The 15,391-nt window shown below is 46.7% G+C and carries 15 protein-coding genes and 1 tRNA gene; 7 read left to right on the top strand and 9 right to left on the bottom strand.

Features of this window, described 5'->3' with window-relative positions; all coding sequences use genetic code 11:
* Position 1: 1 nt before the first annotated feature.
* The 3 genes from hutI to LTAR_RS02960 all read right to left on the bottom strand — a co-directional run bounded on the left by hutI (position 2) and on the right by LTAR_RS02960 (position 3,222).
* Complete coding sequence (hutI, locus tag LTAR_RS02970) at positions 2 to 1,255, bottom strand: imidazolonepropionase (protein ID WP_062420681.1); 1,254 nt, start codon at positions 1,253 to 1,255, stop codon at positions 2 to 4.
* A 164-nt stretch (positions 1,256 to 1,419) separates the two neighbouring features.
* On the bottom strand, positions 1,420 to 2,580 hold the full coding sequence (locus LTAR_RS02965) for an MFS transporter (protein ID WP_062420680.1): 1,161 nt from the start codon (positions 2,578 to 2,580) through the stop codon (positions 1,420 to 1,422).
* A 231-nt stretch (positions 2,581 to 2,811) separates the two neighbouring features.
* The gene (locus LTAR_RS02960) at positions 2,812 to 3,222 is read right to left on the bottom strand and encodes an RrF2 family transcriptional regulator (RefSeq protein ID WP_062420679.1); all 411 of its coding nucleotides are present in this window, start codon (positions 3,220 to 3,222) and stop codon (positions 2,812 to 2,814) included.
* Positions 3,223 to 3,408: 186 nt separating this feature from the next.
* Between LTAR_RS02960 and mscL the strand changes: the two genes are divergently transcribed.
* From mscL to surE, 4 genes are all read left to right on the top strand, one after another.
* Positions 3,409 to 3,837: a large conductance mechanosensitive channel protein MscL gene (gene mscL / locus LTAR_RS02955; RefSeq protein WP_062420678.1), complete on the top strand. Its 429-nt coding sequence runs from the start codon at positions 3,409 to 3,411 to the stop codon at positions 3,835 to 3,837.
* Positions 3,838 to 3,940: 103 nt separating this feature from the next.
* Positions 3,941 to 4,270 (top strand): YbjQ family protein, encoded by a 330-nt coding sequence (locus tag LTAR_RS02950; protein WP_062420677.1) that lies wholly within the window; start codon positions 3,941 to 3,943, stop codon positions 4,268 to 4,270.
* Positions 4,271 to 4,378: 108 nt separating this feature from the next.
* Complete coding sequence (locus LTAR_RS02945) at positions 4,379 to 6,382, top strand: methyl-accepting chemotaxis protein (RefSeq protein ID WP_062420676.1); 2,004 nt, start codon at positions 4,379 to 4,381, stop codon at positions 6,380 to 6,382.
* A gap of 115 nt (positions 6,383 to 6,497) precedes the next feature.
* Positions 6,498 to 7,328 carry a 5'/3'-nucleotidase SurE gene (gene surE, locus LTAR_RS02940; RefSeq protein WP_062420675.1) on the top strand — a complete coding sequence of 277 codons (831 nt, stop codon included), beginning with the start codon at positions 6,498 to 6,500 and terminating at the stop codon, positions 7,326 to 7,328.
* 266 nt (positions 7,329 to 7,594) lie between these two features.
* Here the strand turns inward: surE and ychF are convergent, their stop codons facing one another.
* Positions 7,595 to 8,662 carry a redox-regulated ATPase YchF gene (ychF, locus tag LTAR_RS02935; protein ID WP_062420674.1) on the bottom strand — a complete coding sequence of 356 codons (1,068 nt, stop codon included), beginning with the start codon at positions 8,660 to 8,662 and terminating at the stop codon, positions 7,595 to 7,597.
* Between the two features lie 52 nt (positions 8,663 to 8,714).
* Between ychF and LTAR_RS02930 the strand changes: the two genes are divergently transcribed.
* A tRNA-Leu gene (locus LTAR_RS02930) sits at positions 8,715 to 8,799 on the top strand.
* Between the two features lie 42 nt (positions 8,800 to 8,841).
* Here LTAR_RS02930 and LTAR_RS02925 read toward each other — a convergent pair.
* Positions 8,842 to 9,411 (bottom strand): GNAT family N-acetyltransferase, encoded by a 570-nt coding sequence (locus LTAR_RS02925; protein WP_062420673.1) that lies wholly within the window; start codon positions 9,409 to 9,411, stop codon positions 8,842 to 8,844.
* A 17-nt stretch (positions 9,412 to 9,428) separates the two neighbouring features.
* Entirely contained in the window at positions 9,429 to 10,496 is a 1,068-nt protein-coding gene (locus LTAR_RS02920; protein ID WP_062420672.1) for a phospholipase D-like domain-containing protein, read from the bottom strand.
* A 277-nt stretch (positions 10,497 to 10,773) separates the two neighbouring features.
* Between LTAR_RS02920 and LTAR_RS02915 the strand changes: the two genes are divergently transcribed.
* Positions 10,774 to 11,733, top strand: a complete 960-nt coding sequence (locus LTAR_RS02915; protein WP_062420671.1) for a hypothetical protein — start codon at positions 10,774 to 10,776, stop codon at positions 11,731 to 11,733.
* A gap of 2 nt (positions 11,734 to 11,735) precedes the next feature.
* Positions 11,736 to 12,632 carry a DNA-methyltransferase gene (locus tag LTAR_RS02910; RefSeq protein ID WP_062531841.1) on the top strand — a complete coding sequence of 299 codons (897 nt, stop codon included), beginning with the start codon at positions 11,736 to 11,738 and terminating at the stop codon, positions 12,630 to 12,632.
* A gap of 43 nt (positions 12,633 to 12,675) precedes the next feature.
* Here the strand turns inward: LTAR_RS02910 and LTAR_RS02905 are convergent, their stop codons facing one another.
* The 3 genes from LTAR_RS02905 to LTAR_RS02895 form a co-directional block, all read right to left on the bottom strand.
* Positions 12,676 to 13,344: a lysophospholipid acyltransferase family protein gene (locus LTAR_RS02905; protein WP_062420669.1), complete on the bottom strand. Its 669-nt coding sequence runs from the start codon at positions 13,342 to 13,344 to the stop codon at positions 12,676 to 12,678.
* Positions 13,341 to 14,012, bottom strand: a complete 672-nt coding sequence (locus LTAR_RS02900) for a DedA family protein (RefSeq protein ID WP_062420668.1) — start codon at positions 14,010 to 14,012, stop codon at positions 13,341 to 13,343. Before LTAR_RS02900 ends, LTAR_RS02905 begins: the two co-directional genes overlap by 4 nt.
* Positions 14,013 to 14,084: 72 nt before the next feature.
* Positions 14,085 to 15,311, bottom strand: a complete 1,227-nt coding sequence (locus tag LTAR_RS02895; RefSeq protein WP_062420667.1) for a PrsW family glutamic-type intramembrane protease — start codon at positions 15,309 to 15,311, stop codon at positions 14,085 to 14,087.
* Positions 15,312 to 15,391: the final 80 nt, after the last annotated feature.

Genomic DNA, 15,391 nt, shown 5'->3' with positions numbered 1-15,391 from the left:
TCTATAAAATGGGGATGATCCGTCCCTTTTTGACTACGGTATTAACAAGGTTTTCTCCAAAGCGGTATCCAAGATGGCGGTAATCATCGACAGACAGGAAAACCAGGTCTGCCTGTTTTCCAGGTTCAATCGAGCCGATCCGGTCAGCACGCTGGATGGCAGCCGCCGAGTTGATGGTTGAAGCGGCAATTGCCTGGGCCGGGGTAAGCTTTAGAGCGCGGCAGGCCAGGGCTATGACGAATTGCATATTCTCACACCAGGCAGTCCCCGGATTGCAATCTGTGGCCAGAGCCAGCAAGCCGCCTTTATCAAGAATCTGCCTTGCCGGGGTGTATTCCGATTGACCAAGTCCAAACGGAGTACAAGGCAGCGCCACCGCAACGGTTGAACTGGCAGCCAGCGCTTCTATATCTGCCAGGGATGTTTTGACCAGATGGTCCGCGGATGCCGCACCCAATTCTGCCGCAAGCCTGGCCCCACCCAGGTTATCAAATTCATCAGCATGGATCTTCAATGGAAAGCCAAGATCACGGGCTGTCTCAAAAATTCTGCGAGATTGCACCAGATCAAAGGCGCCGGTCTCACAAAATACATCCACAAATGGCATCGGTTTTCCGGCAGCATGTTTTACCCAGTGTTCCCTGGCAGCCGGAAGCATCTTCGAACAGATCAACCTGACATATTCATCCGGGTTCGTCTTGTATTCCGGTGCTACGGCATGCGCTGGCAGGAAGGTGGGTACGATCTCCAGCGGGCCTTCTTTATCCAAATCCATCAATATCTGGAGTTGGTCCAATTCAGATTTGCATTCCAGGCCGTATCCGGTCTTGGCTTCGGCTGTAGTTGTTCCATAACGAAACATGGTTTTCGCCCGGGCGCGTGTTTGGGCAAAGAGCGTTTGATAATCTGCGCTGCGCGTGGCTTCCACCGTCGAAATGATGCCTCCACCCGCAGCGAGTATTTCCAAATATGTGCGTCCTTCAAGACGCATTTCAAATTCCACTGCCCGATCTCCTGCCCAAACAAGGTGGGTATGTGGATCCACAAAACCGGGTAGTATTACTTTTCCATTGGCATCCAGACGCGGCTCATCAGGATATTTTGTGAGCAATTCATCCTGGGTGCCAACAGCTTCAATATTTTCTCCCCGCATCAACAGAGCTCCCTGTTCAATCAATCCTAATTTTCCCAGGTCATGACCGCGCTGCGGGCCGCCTTTCATGGTTAGCAACTGTGAAATGTTATGGATGAGCATACTGGAATCTTATCACAACAGCCCCCTGTATATTTGGCTGACGGGAGAGAATTTTTACATTTTACAAGCAAACAGCATCAGATCATTCCCGGGGGATAAAAAACGAGGCTGCCCCAAATGCAAAAAAGACCAGGGGCAGCCTCTTTGTGGTCAGTACCAGAAATTTACTTTGAACGCCGTACCTTCGGAAGGATGATCAAACCCAACAGATTGACCAGCATAGCCGCCACCACATTGGCAGTGAATCCTCCAGCGGTATAGAGGCGCGGTCCAAGAAATTCACCGGTGGCCATTCCGAGAGAACTGGCCGCCAAAAAAACAGCCATCAACGTAGCCCTGGCCTGCGGTAATATTTCAGTCATCAAGGGTATGGCGGCCACCAGGGTGACCTCAAATGAGAAGTAGAAGATAAATAACCAGACCAAAGCGCCAGCCACTGAACCGCCGATGAAAAATGGCAGGATGGCAGATAGGATGTTGATGATTAATCCGACGGCAATGGTGCGGCCTTTGCCAAATCGGTCAACCACCAGTCCAACCGTTCCTTCACCAGCCAGTTCGGCGAAACCAATCACGGTGGCGGCAGCGCCAATGGCGGCGATTTTCAATCCGTAGGCTTCCTCCATCCAAACGCCAAAGATCATGCTGATCACATTATTTCCGGTGATCACCAGAAAACCCAGAGCCAATCCAAAAAGGGCTGCCGGTGTGTTCAGGATCAATTTGAACCGGAGGCCGTTCAGTGATTCACCTGCATTCTTTTCAACCGGAACATCAGGAACAAGGAGGAAGACACCGATGATCGATAGCACACCCAGAATGAACAATGAAATAAAAGGCGATTCCCATCCAGCCCGGGCGATCAGGAATCCAACCAGGGGAACACCGGCAATAAAAGCGCCCGCCCAACTGATTTCCAATATCGAAAGAGTGACCCCGCGTTTTTCATAAGGGATTTGGTCACCCACATATGCCTGGACTGCCGCCAGAAAGAGATTGTTACCCAGACTGGCCAGAAGCAGAGCCAATAAGAAAGCGGCATACGCCGGCCAGACAATCACCAACCCAACCCCAAGGGTAAAAATGACCAGACCGAGCAGCATACCGGCTTTTCGGCCTTTTCGGTCTGCGATTTCTGCGAGAAACGGTCCAACCGCACTGGCAGCCATAGAAGCCGAAACTGCGGTCGCCATCGAGGTCATATCTGCGCCAATGCCGCGGGCAAAAACGAGCAGGAACGGCCCGACCATACGGATGCAGGTATTTATGGCAGTGCGGATCAATAAAAAGATCGTAATTTGAAGGTTGAATGACCGTGGTCTCATTATTTGTTATTGTCCCAATTCATAGGAAAATCAATAATTCTCTGCCGCGTTACGGTGGACTGTCAGTATAAACGGATTTCCATTCCGTGTGGTCAAAAGAAAAGCGGCAATCCAGTGATGGATACGCCGCCTTATTCTTTTTCGCGTTAAATACTTATGGATCATCTTCCCTGAATAAATTCAGGTTTCTGAGGACATAGAGAGGGATTCTTTAGTTGGGATGAAGGAGTGTCAGGCTTCAGACGATCGAACAACAGAGGCAAATGTCGTCTTTTTCAAACGGCTCACCAGTTCTGCCTGGGCATCACACCAGAGAGAGTGAAGAGGGCAATCAGGTCCCGATGGGCAAATAGCCGGATTCAACGTACATTCATTCAAAGCCAGAGGCCCGTCGATTGCTTCTACAACATCCAGAACCGAAATTTTTTCCGGGGAAACCGCCAATGAGACACCGCCGCGGGCACCACGAGATGTATGAATCAAACCGGCTATAGAAAGTTGAGAGATGATTTTCGCAAGAAATGAAGGTGGAATGGCCTGTTCATCGGCAATCTGGCTGGTTGAAGCCCGCTGATTGGGAGGGAGTTGGGCTAAAAACAGCATGGCGCGGAGGGCATAGTCCGCTTGTTTAGTGATCTGCATGTGTAATTACCTCAAATTCCGATTATTAGATAAAATTACTCCGATTGAAGTTTAACCGTGAACCAAATTTCGGGCAAGTGATTTCCATCATCCCTTTGGATGACATTTTACGAAGTTTATCGTATTGGGGGTTTTATTCGCTACAGGAAACTCTATAATTAAGAAAAATGCCTCAGGGAGGATGGTATGTGGAAGGAATTCAAGCAATTTATCATGCGCGGAAATGTCATAGACCTGGCCGTAGGCATTATTATCGGCGGAGCATTTGGAAAGATTGTCTCGTCACTGGTGGATGACATCATCATGCCGCCCATAGGATTATTGTTGGGAAAAGTGGATTTTTCCAACCTCTTCATACCCCTGGATGGTAAAACATATGCGTCTCTGGCAGCGGCGAAAGATGCCGGTGCCGCCACGTTGAACATTGGACTGTTCTTCAACACCATCATCAACTTCCTCATTATCGCATTCGCGATCTTCTTGCTGATCAAACAGGTCAACCGGCTGCAAAAACCTACCCCAACGGCCGAACCAACCACCAAAGATTGCCCCTATTGCCAGACAGCCATACCGATCAAAGCTACCCGCTGTCCACATTGCACGTCGCAACTATAACTATCTACTGCGACAAAAGAAACGTTTCCCGGTCATCTTGAAATGTACCGGGTTGTTTTTACGTACATACTGTTAATCATCACAATGAATCGAGGAAAAAACAATGAATGATCTGTGGGTCACCACTGCTTTTGGGTTTGATGGCTATAAAATCACCCGCCAGCTGGGTGTGGTACGGGGGATTACCGTCCGATCGCGCAGTATGCTCGGAAATCTGGCCGGAAGCATTCAAACGATATTTGGTGGAAACATCAGCATTTATACCGAATTATGCGAACATGCCCGATCAGAAGCCTTTGATCTTATGAAAGAACACGCTCGCGCTATGGGAGCCAATGCTATTATCGGGATGCGCTATGACGCCAACGATGTAATGGAAGGTGTGACCGAAGTTTTGGCCTATGGTACAGCCGTAGTCATTGAAAACGCTTGAAGAATCTCTCTTCTTTCCATTATTTACTAATTTTATATGGATGATTCACGTCCGATTCCTCTATGATGATGAGGTATATATTGATTCTTAATCATCCGGGTAGGAATTATGAAAAAGGGTTGGAACTCTCTGCAGTTTGAGTTAACCGCCAGCATGGTTGCTTTGCTGGTATTGATCTCCGGAGCCCTCACTGCTGTCCAATTCATGCAATATCGTACCGACCTTGACCAGGATCTGCGAAAAAACCTGTTGTCCCAGGTCACCATTGCAGCCCTATCAGTTGACGGTGACGCCCATTCACTTATCACGCCTGAGACCGATAGGAACAGCCCTGAATATCAGAAGGTGATTGCACCCTTGCTGAAAGTCCGTGAAGCCAATCCAGATATTGGCTGCCTGTATACCCTGTCTCCGGATGGAAAAGGTGGATGGAGTTTCATTGTTGATACCGATCCCGAACCCATAGAAATCGGGGCGCCGATTGATGATTTGAGTCCCTTACTGGCTAAAAGTTCTGGATTATTCGATCACCCCCAAATAGAAGCTGACTATTACACGGATGAATGGGGGACATGGCTTACCGGTTATGCCCCTGTTCTTAACAGCAAGGGAGAAGTGGTGACCTTGCTTGGCATGGATATTGATAAAGTCACCGTCCAGAAAAAAGAAAACCAGCTTCTCCTGGTTTCCGGTCTTATCTTTTTATTATCACTGCCAATCACCATCCTATTAGGCTGGTTGATTTCAAAAAAGATCATCCTGCCCATCTTAAAAGTGAGCGGACTGGCCAAATCACTGGCTGAAAATGATCTTCCCCGACTGGCATCGGCCTGTGACCAATTGGCTGAAGGAAACCTCGACCAGCAATTGACTATTACCTCCAACCCGGTGGATTACCATTCGCGGACTGAACTGGGCGATATGGCCGATGATTTGAATTTTATGATCACCCATCTCAAGACGGTGGAAGAAGCCTTCAATCGAATGACCCGGTCTTTTTCATCTGTATTTGAAAAAATTGGAGAACAATCTTTACAATTGAATGCATCGGCCAGTCAAATGGAAAAAATGGCGAAGACTATAGACAACGAGGTCAATCAGATACGAAGTTCAATAGATTTAATGGGAGAAGGAAGTCATCGCCAAAAGGATTCCGTTCTGGGGACCCGAGACCATCTGAAAAAGATTGGCACGCTGGTTGAAAGTGTGGAAACTGGCTCCAGGGAACAAACCAAAGCTGTAACTGAAACTGATGTTGTGATGAAGGATTTTTCTCAGTTGATTGAGACAGTAGTCAGCAATTCGTCCAACCAGGCTCAATTAGCCCGGCAATCAACCGGAACCGTGCAGCAGAGTGCTGGAACAGTGGAAGCGGCTGTAAAGAACCTCCGTAATATTCAACTCATCGTCAACCAATCTTCGCAGAAAATGCGGGAAATGGGTGAACAAACCAGGCAAATTGATGCCATTCTGGAAACCATAACAGAAATTGCTTCACAAACCAATTTATTGGCCTTGAATGCCGCCATTGAAGCTGCCCGTGCCGGAGAACATGGAAAAGGTTTCTCCATTGTGGCAGATGAAGTTCGAAAATTGGCAGAAAAATCATCGACCGCCGCCAAAGAAATCTCCACTCTGGTGTCGCGCATTCAAAAAGCGGCCGATGAAGCCTCTTCTGCCATGCAAAACAGTCAAAATGAAGTGGAAAGCGGTGTTTTGATGGGTGAAAATGCCGGGAAGGCACTGATTGAAATTTTAAACGCCATCCGCCTGAGCCAGGCATCAAGTGAGAAAATTTCAGAAGAATCCAATAGAATGGTGGCCTATTCAGATAAACTGACGGATTCACTTAATCAGGTTTCTACGATTGCAGAAAACTACCAGCAGGCGGTAGATGAAATGTCTGCCAGTATTGAAATCATTCAAGGCACGATGGATGATGTCAACCAGATTTGCCAGGAAAGCAGCAGTTCAATGACTACCGTATTTGAAGATATACAAAACTTATCTCAAGGAATGAACGAACTCTCGGCATCTTCCATTGAATTGACTTCGTTATCAGAAAACCTTCAATCAGCCTTGAAAAGATTTCATCTGGCAAATTCTCTCTAGAAGAATTAAGGTACAATCTGGTCGTACATACAGGTTCAGCCTTTTTTCATCAGTTTTCTCTCTGTGGAGCGGCTAAACCGCTTCTTTTTATCTGTAACAGGAGATGCAAGTTTCCATGACAACAAGACGAAAACAAATTCTACTTACCAATGATGACAGCATCAAATCTCCAGGATTGTGGGCAGCAGCAGAAGCGCTTTCAACTCTCGGCTATGTGACCATCGTTGCGCCTCGCGAACAGGCCAGTGGAATGGGACGCAGTATGCCGTTGAGCTCTGATGGAAAAATTACAACCACAGAGTTGCATATTGGTGATCAAATCTGGGAAGTCTATGCCGTGGGCGGTACCCCCACACAAACAGTGCAACATGCCGTACTTGAAATAATGGAAGTCAAACCAGATCTGGTGGTTTCCGGGATAAATTATGGTGAGAATATCGCCTCTGACCTGACCACTTCTGGTACGTTTGGCGCCGCATTGGAAGCCGCTTCGCTGGGGATTCCGTCACTGGCCACCAGTCTTCAATTGAAGAATGTGGCTGAAGATTATCTGAGCCACTCCAAAGAATTTGATTTTTCGGTTGCGGCTCACTTTACCCGGTTGGTAGCTGCTTATATGCTTTTCCAGCCGCTGCCCGATGATGTTGATCTGATGAATCTGGTCATTCCATATGATGCAACATTGGAAACACCCATTCATATCACCCGGCAATCCAAACAGCGCTATTTTATTCCTTATGTCAAACGAGATGGGGGATGGGATACCACCGGTGAACTGGCAGCCAACGCCAGATCTTCAACAAATGATTTGCAACCCGGTACGGATGTTTATACGATGGTTAAAGAACGGGCTGTTTCTGTTACACCATTGAGTCTTGATATGACCGCCCGGGTTTCCCTGCCCGATATGGAAAAAGAATTAAATAAATCCATCGCCAACCTTTAAATCAAATATCATTTTGTCAGGGTAGATGCAAGCGCGAGTCAACCTGTCTATGAAAACTCTACTCATCTCCGCTTGCGTCTACCGCGATCCTGCCGCAATACGCCTATCGGTTGAAGCACGCGGAAATCAGGTGAATGATTTCAGATTCAAATCGCACCGCCTGCTTCAACCCTGCACAGGATTAATTAGCCGCAGACTCATACCGTCATGTCCGCCGGTGAATGAAATAAAAAAACCTTGTTTTGAATTTGGAAAATGGTATGGATCTATATGTTAAACCGGATATTCAAAATATCGCCATCCAGAACAACATATTCCTTACCTTCAAGCCGTAATCGGCCTTTGGCTTTGGCTTCATTCATTCCGCCGAGTGACATCAAATCATCGTACGAAACCACTTCGGCACGGATGAAACCTTTCTGCAAATCCGTGTGAATCTCCCCGGCCGCTTCAGGAGCGGTTGCCCCCCGGCGGGTTGTCCAGGCGCGCACTTCATCCGGTCCAACAGTGAAGAAGGATTGCAATCCGAGCAAATCATACGAAAGACGGATCATGCGGTTGAGGCTGGGTTCGGAGATTCCATATTCCTGCAGGAACATGGCGGCTTCTTCTGGCGGCAACTGGGCAATATCCATTTCCAATTTGGCCTGTAACGAAACCACCTGACTGTGTAGATGGTCATATTTCACCACCGGCTCTTTCTGTCCTTCAGACAGGTTCATCACCACCAGAACCGGTTTTCGGCTCAAGAAACCGAATCCGGCCAGCATCTTTTCTTCTTCCGCCGTCAACGTCAGGTCGCGGAGCAATTTTTCCTGAGAGAGCTGCTCATGGAACCGGGTAAACAATTCTGTTTCCCGATCGATGATGGCTTTATCACGCCCGGCGCCTTTCTTTTTCTCTTCCACCAGTTTTTCCAACTTACGTTCCACGGCAATGAGATCATTGAGAAGAAATTCAGAATCCATGGCCGCCAAATCCCGCAACGGATCCACACTTCCATTGGGATGCGGGACATTTTCATCTTCAAAGCAGCGCACCACATGAATGAAGCCATCCATCTGAGTCAGGTTGTTCAATAAAGCACCAGAGATGCCGCTCTTCCCGGCGCTGCCGTCCAACCCGGCGATATCGGCATAGGTCACTTTGGTATAGATGGTTTTCTTCGGTTGGAACATGGCAGAAAGTTTATCCACGCGGTCATCGGGCACATCGACCACCGCTGTGTGCACTTCAATCTTGCCCGTGATTCCGGTAGGCTGGGTGGCGCGGGTTAGTGCATTGAAGAGTGTTGTTTTCCCACTCTGGGGTAAACCGATAATTCCAAGTTTCATGGTTTTTGAATCCTTGACCGAGTGATAATGTTCCGATATACTCAATGTGCTCGCCGGAGTGGCGGAATTGGCAGACGCGCACGACTCAAAATCGTGTACCGTAAGGTATGTGGGTTCGATTCCCACCTTCGGCACCAAAATTATAACATGCGCCCCGAACCATTCGGGGCGCTGGTGGTTTAATCCAGGAATTTTCTCATCACCGGGTGATGCGCCGACCTTCTGGCCACCTCGACAAACCCCGCTTCAAGAAACACGGGCATAACCCCCAGATACAACGAACTTGCTTCCACCTTGCCACCAGGCTCGGTGGGATAGCCTTCCACGATCTTCGCACCCTTCGAGCGGGCATAGTCCACCGCCGCGTCGATCAGTTGACGCATCAAGCCTGCATGCCGGTATTTTCGGTGTACGAAGAAGCACACGATTGACCAGACAGGTTGGTCATCCACCGGCGCCAGCACGCGTGAGTTGTTCAGGGTGGGGAAATCCTTCCTCGGTCCCACCGCCACCCAGGCGGCTGCCTGGCCGTCCACATAGGCCAACAGGCCGGGTTCGCGGCCGGCATCCACCAGCGCTTTGATCCCCTGCCGCTTCTGTTCTTTGGTACTGGCTGAAAAGGCTTTACCCGAAGCCCGCCAGTACATGCACCAGCATCCGCCGCAGGCGCCGTTCTGCCCGAAGACGGTCACGAAATCGTCCCAGCGGTCGGGAGTAAGTGGGTGGAATGTCAATTGCGTGTCTGTCATTTTTTCTTCCTGCAAAGCTAATTTGCTCGTGAAAAGATCCGATTAAATGCATCCTCAAATTTGTCAGCCAGGTTTGGGTCAGTGACGATCAACATATTTTCGTCGTTCTTGTTCTCTGCACTGGCCGTGAAGTTATACGAACCAAACGCCACAGTTTTCCCGTCAATGATGATCGCCTTGATGTGCATCAGTCCATCTTCCCCATCCAGGCGCACATTCAATCCGGCTTTCTCAAGTTTCCAGAAATCCGCCCCCTGATTATCTTCCGTTGATTCTTCATCAAACACACCACTGACGTCCACCCCGGCTTTTTCTGCCTTAATCAAGGCATCCGCCAGCCGGTCAAGAGTAAAGGAATAGGCCAGAATGTGCACACTTTTCCTGGCACTGCCCACCAGTTTAACCAGGCGGGTATCAATCTTGTCTTCCGGCGAGAAATAATTCTCTACGGGTACACCGGAAAGTGAGAATACGGTCTTTTCTGTTTTTGAACGGCTGTCAGGCCCGAATTTGTCATCGTTGAACATGGCATTGAATTTTTCCCGGTAGTTATCTGCCAGTTCGGATGATACAAACCTGACCTGCACATTCTCGTCATCAGTGGCACCACTTTCCGTCAGGTTAAGGCTGCCCGTCCAAAGGATACGGTTATCGATCACCACGAACTTGTTGTGCATCAGACTTTCCCGGCGGTCGCCCATGGCATAGATGCCCGCCTTTTTCAGCCGGGAAAGGTCAAGCTTGTCCAGGGCATCACTATCCACAATTATGCGAACGGCCGTTCCGCGTTCAGAAGCCTTGATGAGTGCTTCACTGACATCTTTTAAAGTGAAATTGTACATGGCCACGTCAATAGAATCCTGCGCAGCATTGATATCCCTTATCATGTCGGCGATGATCTGGCGTCCCGGAGCCCTCCCTCCCTTAATAACCGGATCTGTGAAATAGGTTGTGATTACAGGGGAATCATCCGGGGTGCTTGAGGGTGTCGCTATCGGGAGCGGTACAGCCGGGTTCTGTTCCCGGCCTGCCGGCGAAATGGATGACCCCTGAACGCAGGCGGGCAGAAAAAACAGTACAGCCATCAGAACGAATAAAATGTTCGCAAAAGAATATCTTCGTTTCCCCGATATCAATATTGCCTCGGAATCATAAATGAATGTTGTGAAGAATTATAGCATTGTCAATATCAACACTGTTTTTGGTGTGATCTTGTATTTCTTTGAAAGAAAAACTGAAACAATTCCTTTTTCATAAAGAAACCAATTGTATTAAAAAAAGCCTCATTGCCATATTGAAAAAAAAGAGTTTTTCATTCTATTGATTTGATAAAATGAATAAATCTACTCTAGGAGGGTTTCAATGACAAAATCATCACCTCAAAATTACCCAAGAATTACTGATCAAAGAAGTCAATACTTTTCTTGTTTAGATGAATCTAAATTAATTACTCATCCACGCAAGATTTCACAAACAGAAATATCTCGTTTCATAACAAACGCTATTAGGAACGCGGAGATCAAATCCAGTAGAGAAATTTTAAATATTCCCGAAGGAATAGATGAATCACAAATTCAGGAAATATATTTCAAAGAGGGGAAAACTCTTTTTAGATATTTTCGCGATTATTGTGGTGATCCAGCAGCCACAGCTTATCAATTATTTAATGAGCATTATAAAGATGTATGTGTAGATCAATTTAGATTGCGGACTCTTCAAAAAGAACGAATGAATTCTGGTTGGAGATATCAATTCCTAGCATTTGAGTGTGCTCGTTCTACAGGGCGATTTAGAAGTGTGTCTGATATAGGAACTGCAGAAGCAGATTTCAACGCTGAAATAGAATTTATTGATAAATCCAATAGTCCGCTAAGTCTGTATGTTTCAGTAAAAAATCGAATGAACACACTCGGCGGACAGGATTGGCCAAAAGCGATCCAAGCATTGGAACAAGTGGCGATTAATGATCGCAATCGAAGGGGTCCATATCTATGTGTATTTGGATTGGCTATGGATCAAGGGAAAAAATCAAGGACCATAAAATCTAATTCAAAAACAAAACAGGCATATTCAGTAAATACTGAAGTATGGTTGGCAAATTTCTTCTGGCCTTTCTTTGCTAATTACTCCTATGATGAAATAATGTCATTCGTGCTTGATGTATTACTTAAGACAAAGAAAGACTCTTTATCCATAAAAATAGTTGTTCCTGACGAATTAATAGAATCTTTTGGTAAATGTTGTAAAGAACATGGTTTAATTGGTGAAGATGGAAGATTTAATAATCCTAAAAAATTAGTGGAATTTTTCTGTAGAAGATAAAAATGCTTGAATCTCAAGAGTTTACATCTACAACTATCACAATTAATCAATTATCTTGTACTGTTATATGTGGCGACAGTAGAGAAGTATTGAATGATTTTAAAAATTGCGCGAACCTTATCGTCACTTCACCACCTTATGCTGATGCCAGAAAAAGACACTATGACAGTATTTCACCTGATGAATTTGTAGAATGGTTTTTAACCTTTCATGATCCTTTTTATAATTCATTACTAGAAAATGGGAGTTTTGTCCTGAATATCAAAGATAAGGTTGTAAATGGTGTCAGACATCGATTTGTTTGGGATACTATTCAAACTCTTTCCGAAAATGGCTGGTATGCGGTTGATGATTATATTTGGCATAAAACAAATCCAATGCCAGGTTTTTGGCCTTCAAGATTGAGCGATGGATGGGAATATTGTTTCCATTTGGCAAAAACAAGAACGCCTTTCTTTAATAGGGATGAAGTAAAGAAACCGATAGGAGAATGGTCAAAATCCCGGCTGAAAAACCTTAGTGATGTAGATTTTACTCGTCATAATTCATCAAATGAAAGCGGTTTTGGCAGGGACATTTCAAAGTGGGTGGGAAAAACTGAAGTCTCTCCATCAAATGTAATTGATCTACCCCTGGTAGGTAAGAATAAAAACCACCCTGCTGTCTTCCCGGTAGACCTTCCATTATTTTTTATAAAGTTGTTATGTCCACCTGGAGGATTGGTTATCGATCCTTTTGGTGGAAGTGGAACAACAGGTATTGCGGCACTCATGTCCGGAAGAAACAGCGTGATTATTGACAATAATCCTTCCTATTGTGAAGAAGCAGTGACAAGAATTCGAAGAGAAATCACCAATGAAAAAGGATCAGCATGGTTCTTACCGGGAATTGAAGGTTAACAACTTACTTATCATTATTCAAATTAATACAACATTCTGATTCCTAGTACCCGTTTTCCCTGATGATCTCCCCCACGCGGGCATAACCTTCATAGAACCCCCGGTATTCTTTCGGGAGCAGCGCCGCGATCTGACACATCACCTCCGTTGTATGTTTCACCATGGCTTCATCACGGCCGTCACGTGGAAGGGGCGGAAGGGTGAATGGCTTGCCAAACCGGGCAACAATTTTCGGTCTGCGAAAAGTCAGTAACTTTTGCATGGCATCTTCTGTTCCGGTGATGCCAACCGGCACAATGGGGACGCCTGCCCTGGAGGCCAGCAGCAGAATGCCCGATTTACCTTCCAGAAGCTTGCCCACTCGACTGCGCGTTCCTTCAGGCGCTATGCCCAACGGCCGACCCTGTTTGATGACATCTACAGCCTGCCGAAAGGCTGAAAAGTCCGCTTTCCGTCGGTCCAGCCAGATTGCGCCGCCTGATTGCAGGATAATTAAAAAGAACAAATTAGACCGGTAATTATCCGCAATCAGCGCAGTCAGATCACTTCGTACCGGATTGGCAAAAAGAATGGGAATATCCAATCGGCTGTTATGATTGGTGGCAAGAATAAAGCCGCCCGAAGGCGGCATGTTATCAAAATTTAAATATTCTGTCCGAGTTAGCACCTGGACGGCTTTTTTAATGAGGCGTCGCAGGAATTCTCTGTTCATTCCCCGGCTGGTTGTGCATTCTTGGCGGCCATTTTTGATTCACGTCGGCCTTTGAAATATTCGAAAACTGCCGGCAAAACCGAAATTACAATAATGGCAATGATGACCAGGGAGAAATTCTTCTGGATGAATGGCAGGTTGCCAAAGAAGTAACCACCAAAGACAAACAATGCCGTCCATACAATGCCACCGATGACATTATAGGAAATGAAATATCCATACCGCATCTTTCCCACACCGGCTACAAATGGGGCAAAGGTGCGGATGATGGGGATGAAACGCGCCAGGAAAATAGTTTTTCCGCCATGTTTCTCATAGAAAGCCTGGGTTTTATCCAGGTATTCTTTCTTTAAGAAACGGACGTTTCCAGAGAACACTTTCGGGCCAATGGAATGACCAATCCAGTAGTTTACTGTATCACCAAGCACTGCCGCGATTGCCATCAAGATAAAAAGAAGCTCAAGGTTGAAATCCCCTTTGGCAGCAAATGCACCGGCGGCAAATAGAAGTGAATCTCCTGGCAGGAAGGGGGTTACCACAAGACCGGTTTCGATAAAGATAACCACAAACAAAACCAGGTAAGACCATAATCCACAGGCCTGAATGATCACACTCAGGTATTTATCCATGTGGAGAATGAAATCAATCGCTAATTTTATATATTCCATCCAACTGGGTTCCTTTCGCCGAATCCTACCACAGACTGCCCTTATTTATAGGCATTGGTAAAAAATCCTCATCTAAAACTCATTCAAGTTGTTTTGTTCCTTGCGGAAAATGGTGTTTGCTCGGAGAATGACAGATACCATAAAGATGGCCAGCATCACCAGAATGAATGGTGAAGCCTGGATAAATCCATCCAGAACTTCAACCTGTATCGGTGCAAATTGGGCCAATTCCCGAAAGCCAGTCATCAGGGCAGATGCATTCCAGAGGGAATGGAAACAAAAAGCAGCCAGGTAGGCACCAATCAGTGATCCGTATTTTCCATCCGTCCAGGCTCTGGCCAATCCCCAGCCAACCAGTCCGGTGGCAGTAATGTGCAAAATACCGGTACCAACTCGTCCGGTAGCAATCACCACCCACGATTCGGCAGACGGATTAGCCAATGCACCGAGGCTTTCCAACAAGGCAAACCCGGCACCGCAGATCATTCCACCGATAAAACCTTCACGGGGGGTAAGTTGACGATTGGAAAAAAACCATAACGCCAGAGGTTTTAACAATTCTTCCAACAATGGAATTATCCCGGAGGCTATGGCAATTAATAATAAGATTACGGACGGCTTGCTGGTATACGGCCGGATTATCCGCAACACGGTTTCTCTATCGATACCGGCATTGACCAATCTATCCAACGTTGTTGAAAGCTGTTGAAGCACATCCGGTGAAAAAAATGAAATACAAAAAACCACACCGGCAACAATACAGACAACCAGGATCAATTCAACCACAACAATAAGCGGCATGGTGGTCGTCAGGCTGATTGAAAGAATCCCCCAATTGTGCTGTGCAGAAGAAGGTGGAAGATCATGTTTTCCAGTTTCGATCAACCACCAGATGGGCAGCCCCACCACTATCAGTTGGAATAAGGGGAACAGGATTGTTGCGGCACCAACATGGCTGGATACCAGATAACCGAAAAGGATTGCGATTGGGACCAGAAACATCCCGATACGGGATGCCTTAAAAAACCAGGTACGCCTCCATTCAGGAATGGCTATTCCCATTAATCGCATGGCAGCCATAACGGTTGAAGGCAGTAACAATACGAATATCAAAAAAGCTGTACTGGCGAGGCTGAATAAAACCTGCGCATCTTCCATACCGGTCGAGCTCTTCAGGCAAGTCATCAGTCCGCCAACAGCAAATCCCGCCGCTGACATAAAAGCCAGGAAAGCACCGCCTCCGCTCAGCAGCAACATGCCAAGGGAAGGCCAATGAGTCTTTGTTGTAGAAACCATCATATGTATTTCACCATCAATCCGGTCATCAGGCAGCCGTTTGATGGATTTAGATCCATTCAGAATTCAACAGAGGCTGACCC

The organism is Leptolinea tardivitalis (assembly GCF_001050275.1).
GTDB lineage: Bacteria > Chloroflexota > Anaerolineae > Anaerolineales > Anaerolineaceae > Leptolinea > Leptolinea tardivitalis.
This window is presented reverse-complemented; position numbering and strand designations above follow the sequence as displayed.

Excerpts from the sequence above, each read along its gene's own strand:
- hutI (WP_062420681.1), bottom strand. The coding sequence starts at position 1,255 with ATGCTCATCCATAACATTTCACAGTTGCTAACCATGAAAGGCGGCCCG.
- LTAR_RS02965 (WP_062420680.1), bottom strand. The coding sequence starts at position 2,580 with ATGAGACCACGGTCATTCAACCTTCAAATTACGATCTTTTTATTGATC.
- LTAR_RS02960 (WP_062420679.1), bottom strand. The coding sequence starts at position 3,222 with ATGCAGATCACTAAACAAGCGGACTATGCCCTCCGCGCCATGCTGTTT.
- mscL (WP_062420678.1), top strand. The coding sequence starts at position 3,409 with ATGTGGAAGGAATTCAAGCAATTTATCATGCGCGGAAATGTCATAGAC.
- LTAR_RS02950 (WP_062420677.1), top strand. The coding sequence starts at position 3,941 with ATGAATGATCTGTGGGTCACCACTGCTTTTGGGTTTGATGGCTATAAA.
- LTAR_RS02945 (WP_062420676.1), top strand. The coding sequence starts at position 4,379 with ATGAAAAAGGGTTGGAACTCTCTGCAGTTTGAGTTAACCGCCAGCATG.
- surE (WP_062420675.1), top strand. The coding sequence starts at position 6,498 with ATGACAACAAGACGAAAACAAATTCTACTTACCAATGATGACAGCATC.
- ychF (WP_062420674.1), bottom strand. The coding sequence starts at position 8,662 with ATGAAACTTGGAATTATCGGTTTACCCCAGAGTGGGAAAACAACACTC.
- LTAR_RS02925 (WP_062420673.1), bottom strand. The coding sequence starts at position 9,411 with ATGACAGACACGCAATTGACATTCCACCCACTTACTCCCGACCGCTGG.
- LTAR_RS02920 (WP_062420672.1), bottom strand. The coding sequence starts at position 10,496 with ATGGCTGTACTGTTTTTTCTGCCCGCCTGCGTTCAGGGGTCATCCATT.
- LTAR_RS02915 (WP_062420671.1), top strand. The coding sequence starts at position 10,774 with ATGACAAAATCATCACCTCAAAATTACCCAAGAATTACTGATCAAAGA.
- LTAR_RS02910 (WP_062531841.1), top strand. The coding sequence starts at position 11,736 with ATGCTTGAATCTCAAGAGTTTACATCTACAACTATCACAATTAATCAA.
- LTAR_RS02905 (WP_062420669.1), bottom strand. The coding sequence starts at position 13,344 with ATGAACAGAGAATTCCTGCGACGCCTCATTAAAAAAGCCGTCCAGGTG.
- LTAR_RS02900 (WP_062420668.1), bottom strand. The coding sequence starts at position 14,012 with ATGGAATATATAAAATTAGCGATTGATTTCATTCTCCACATGGATAAA.
- LTAR_RS02895 (WP_062420667.1), bottom strand. The coding sequence starts at position 15,311 with ATGATGGTTTCTACAACAAAGACTCATTGGCCTTCCCTTGGCATGTTG.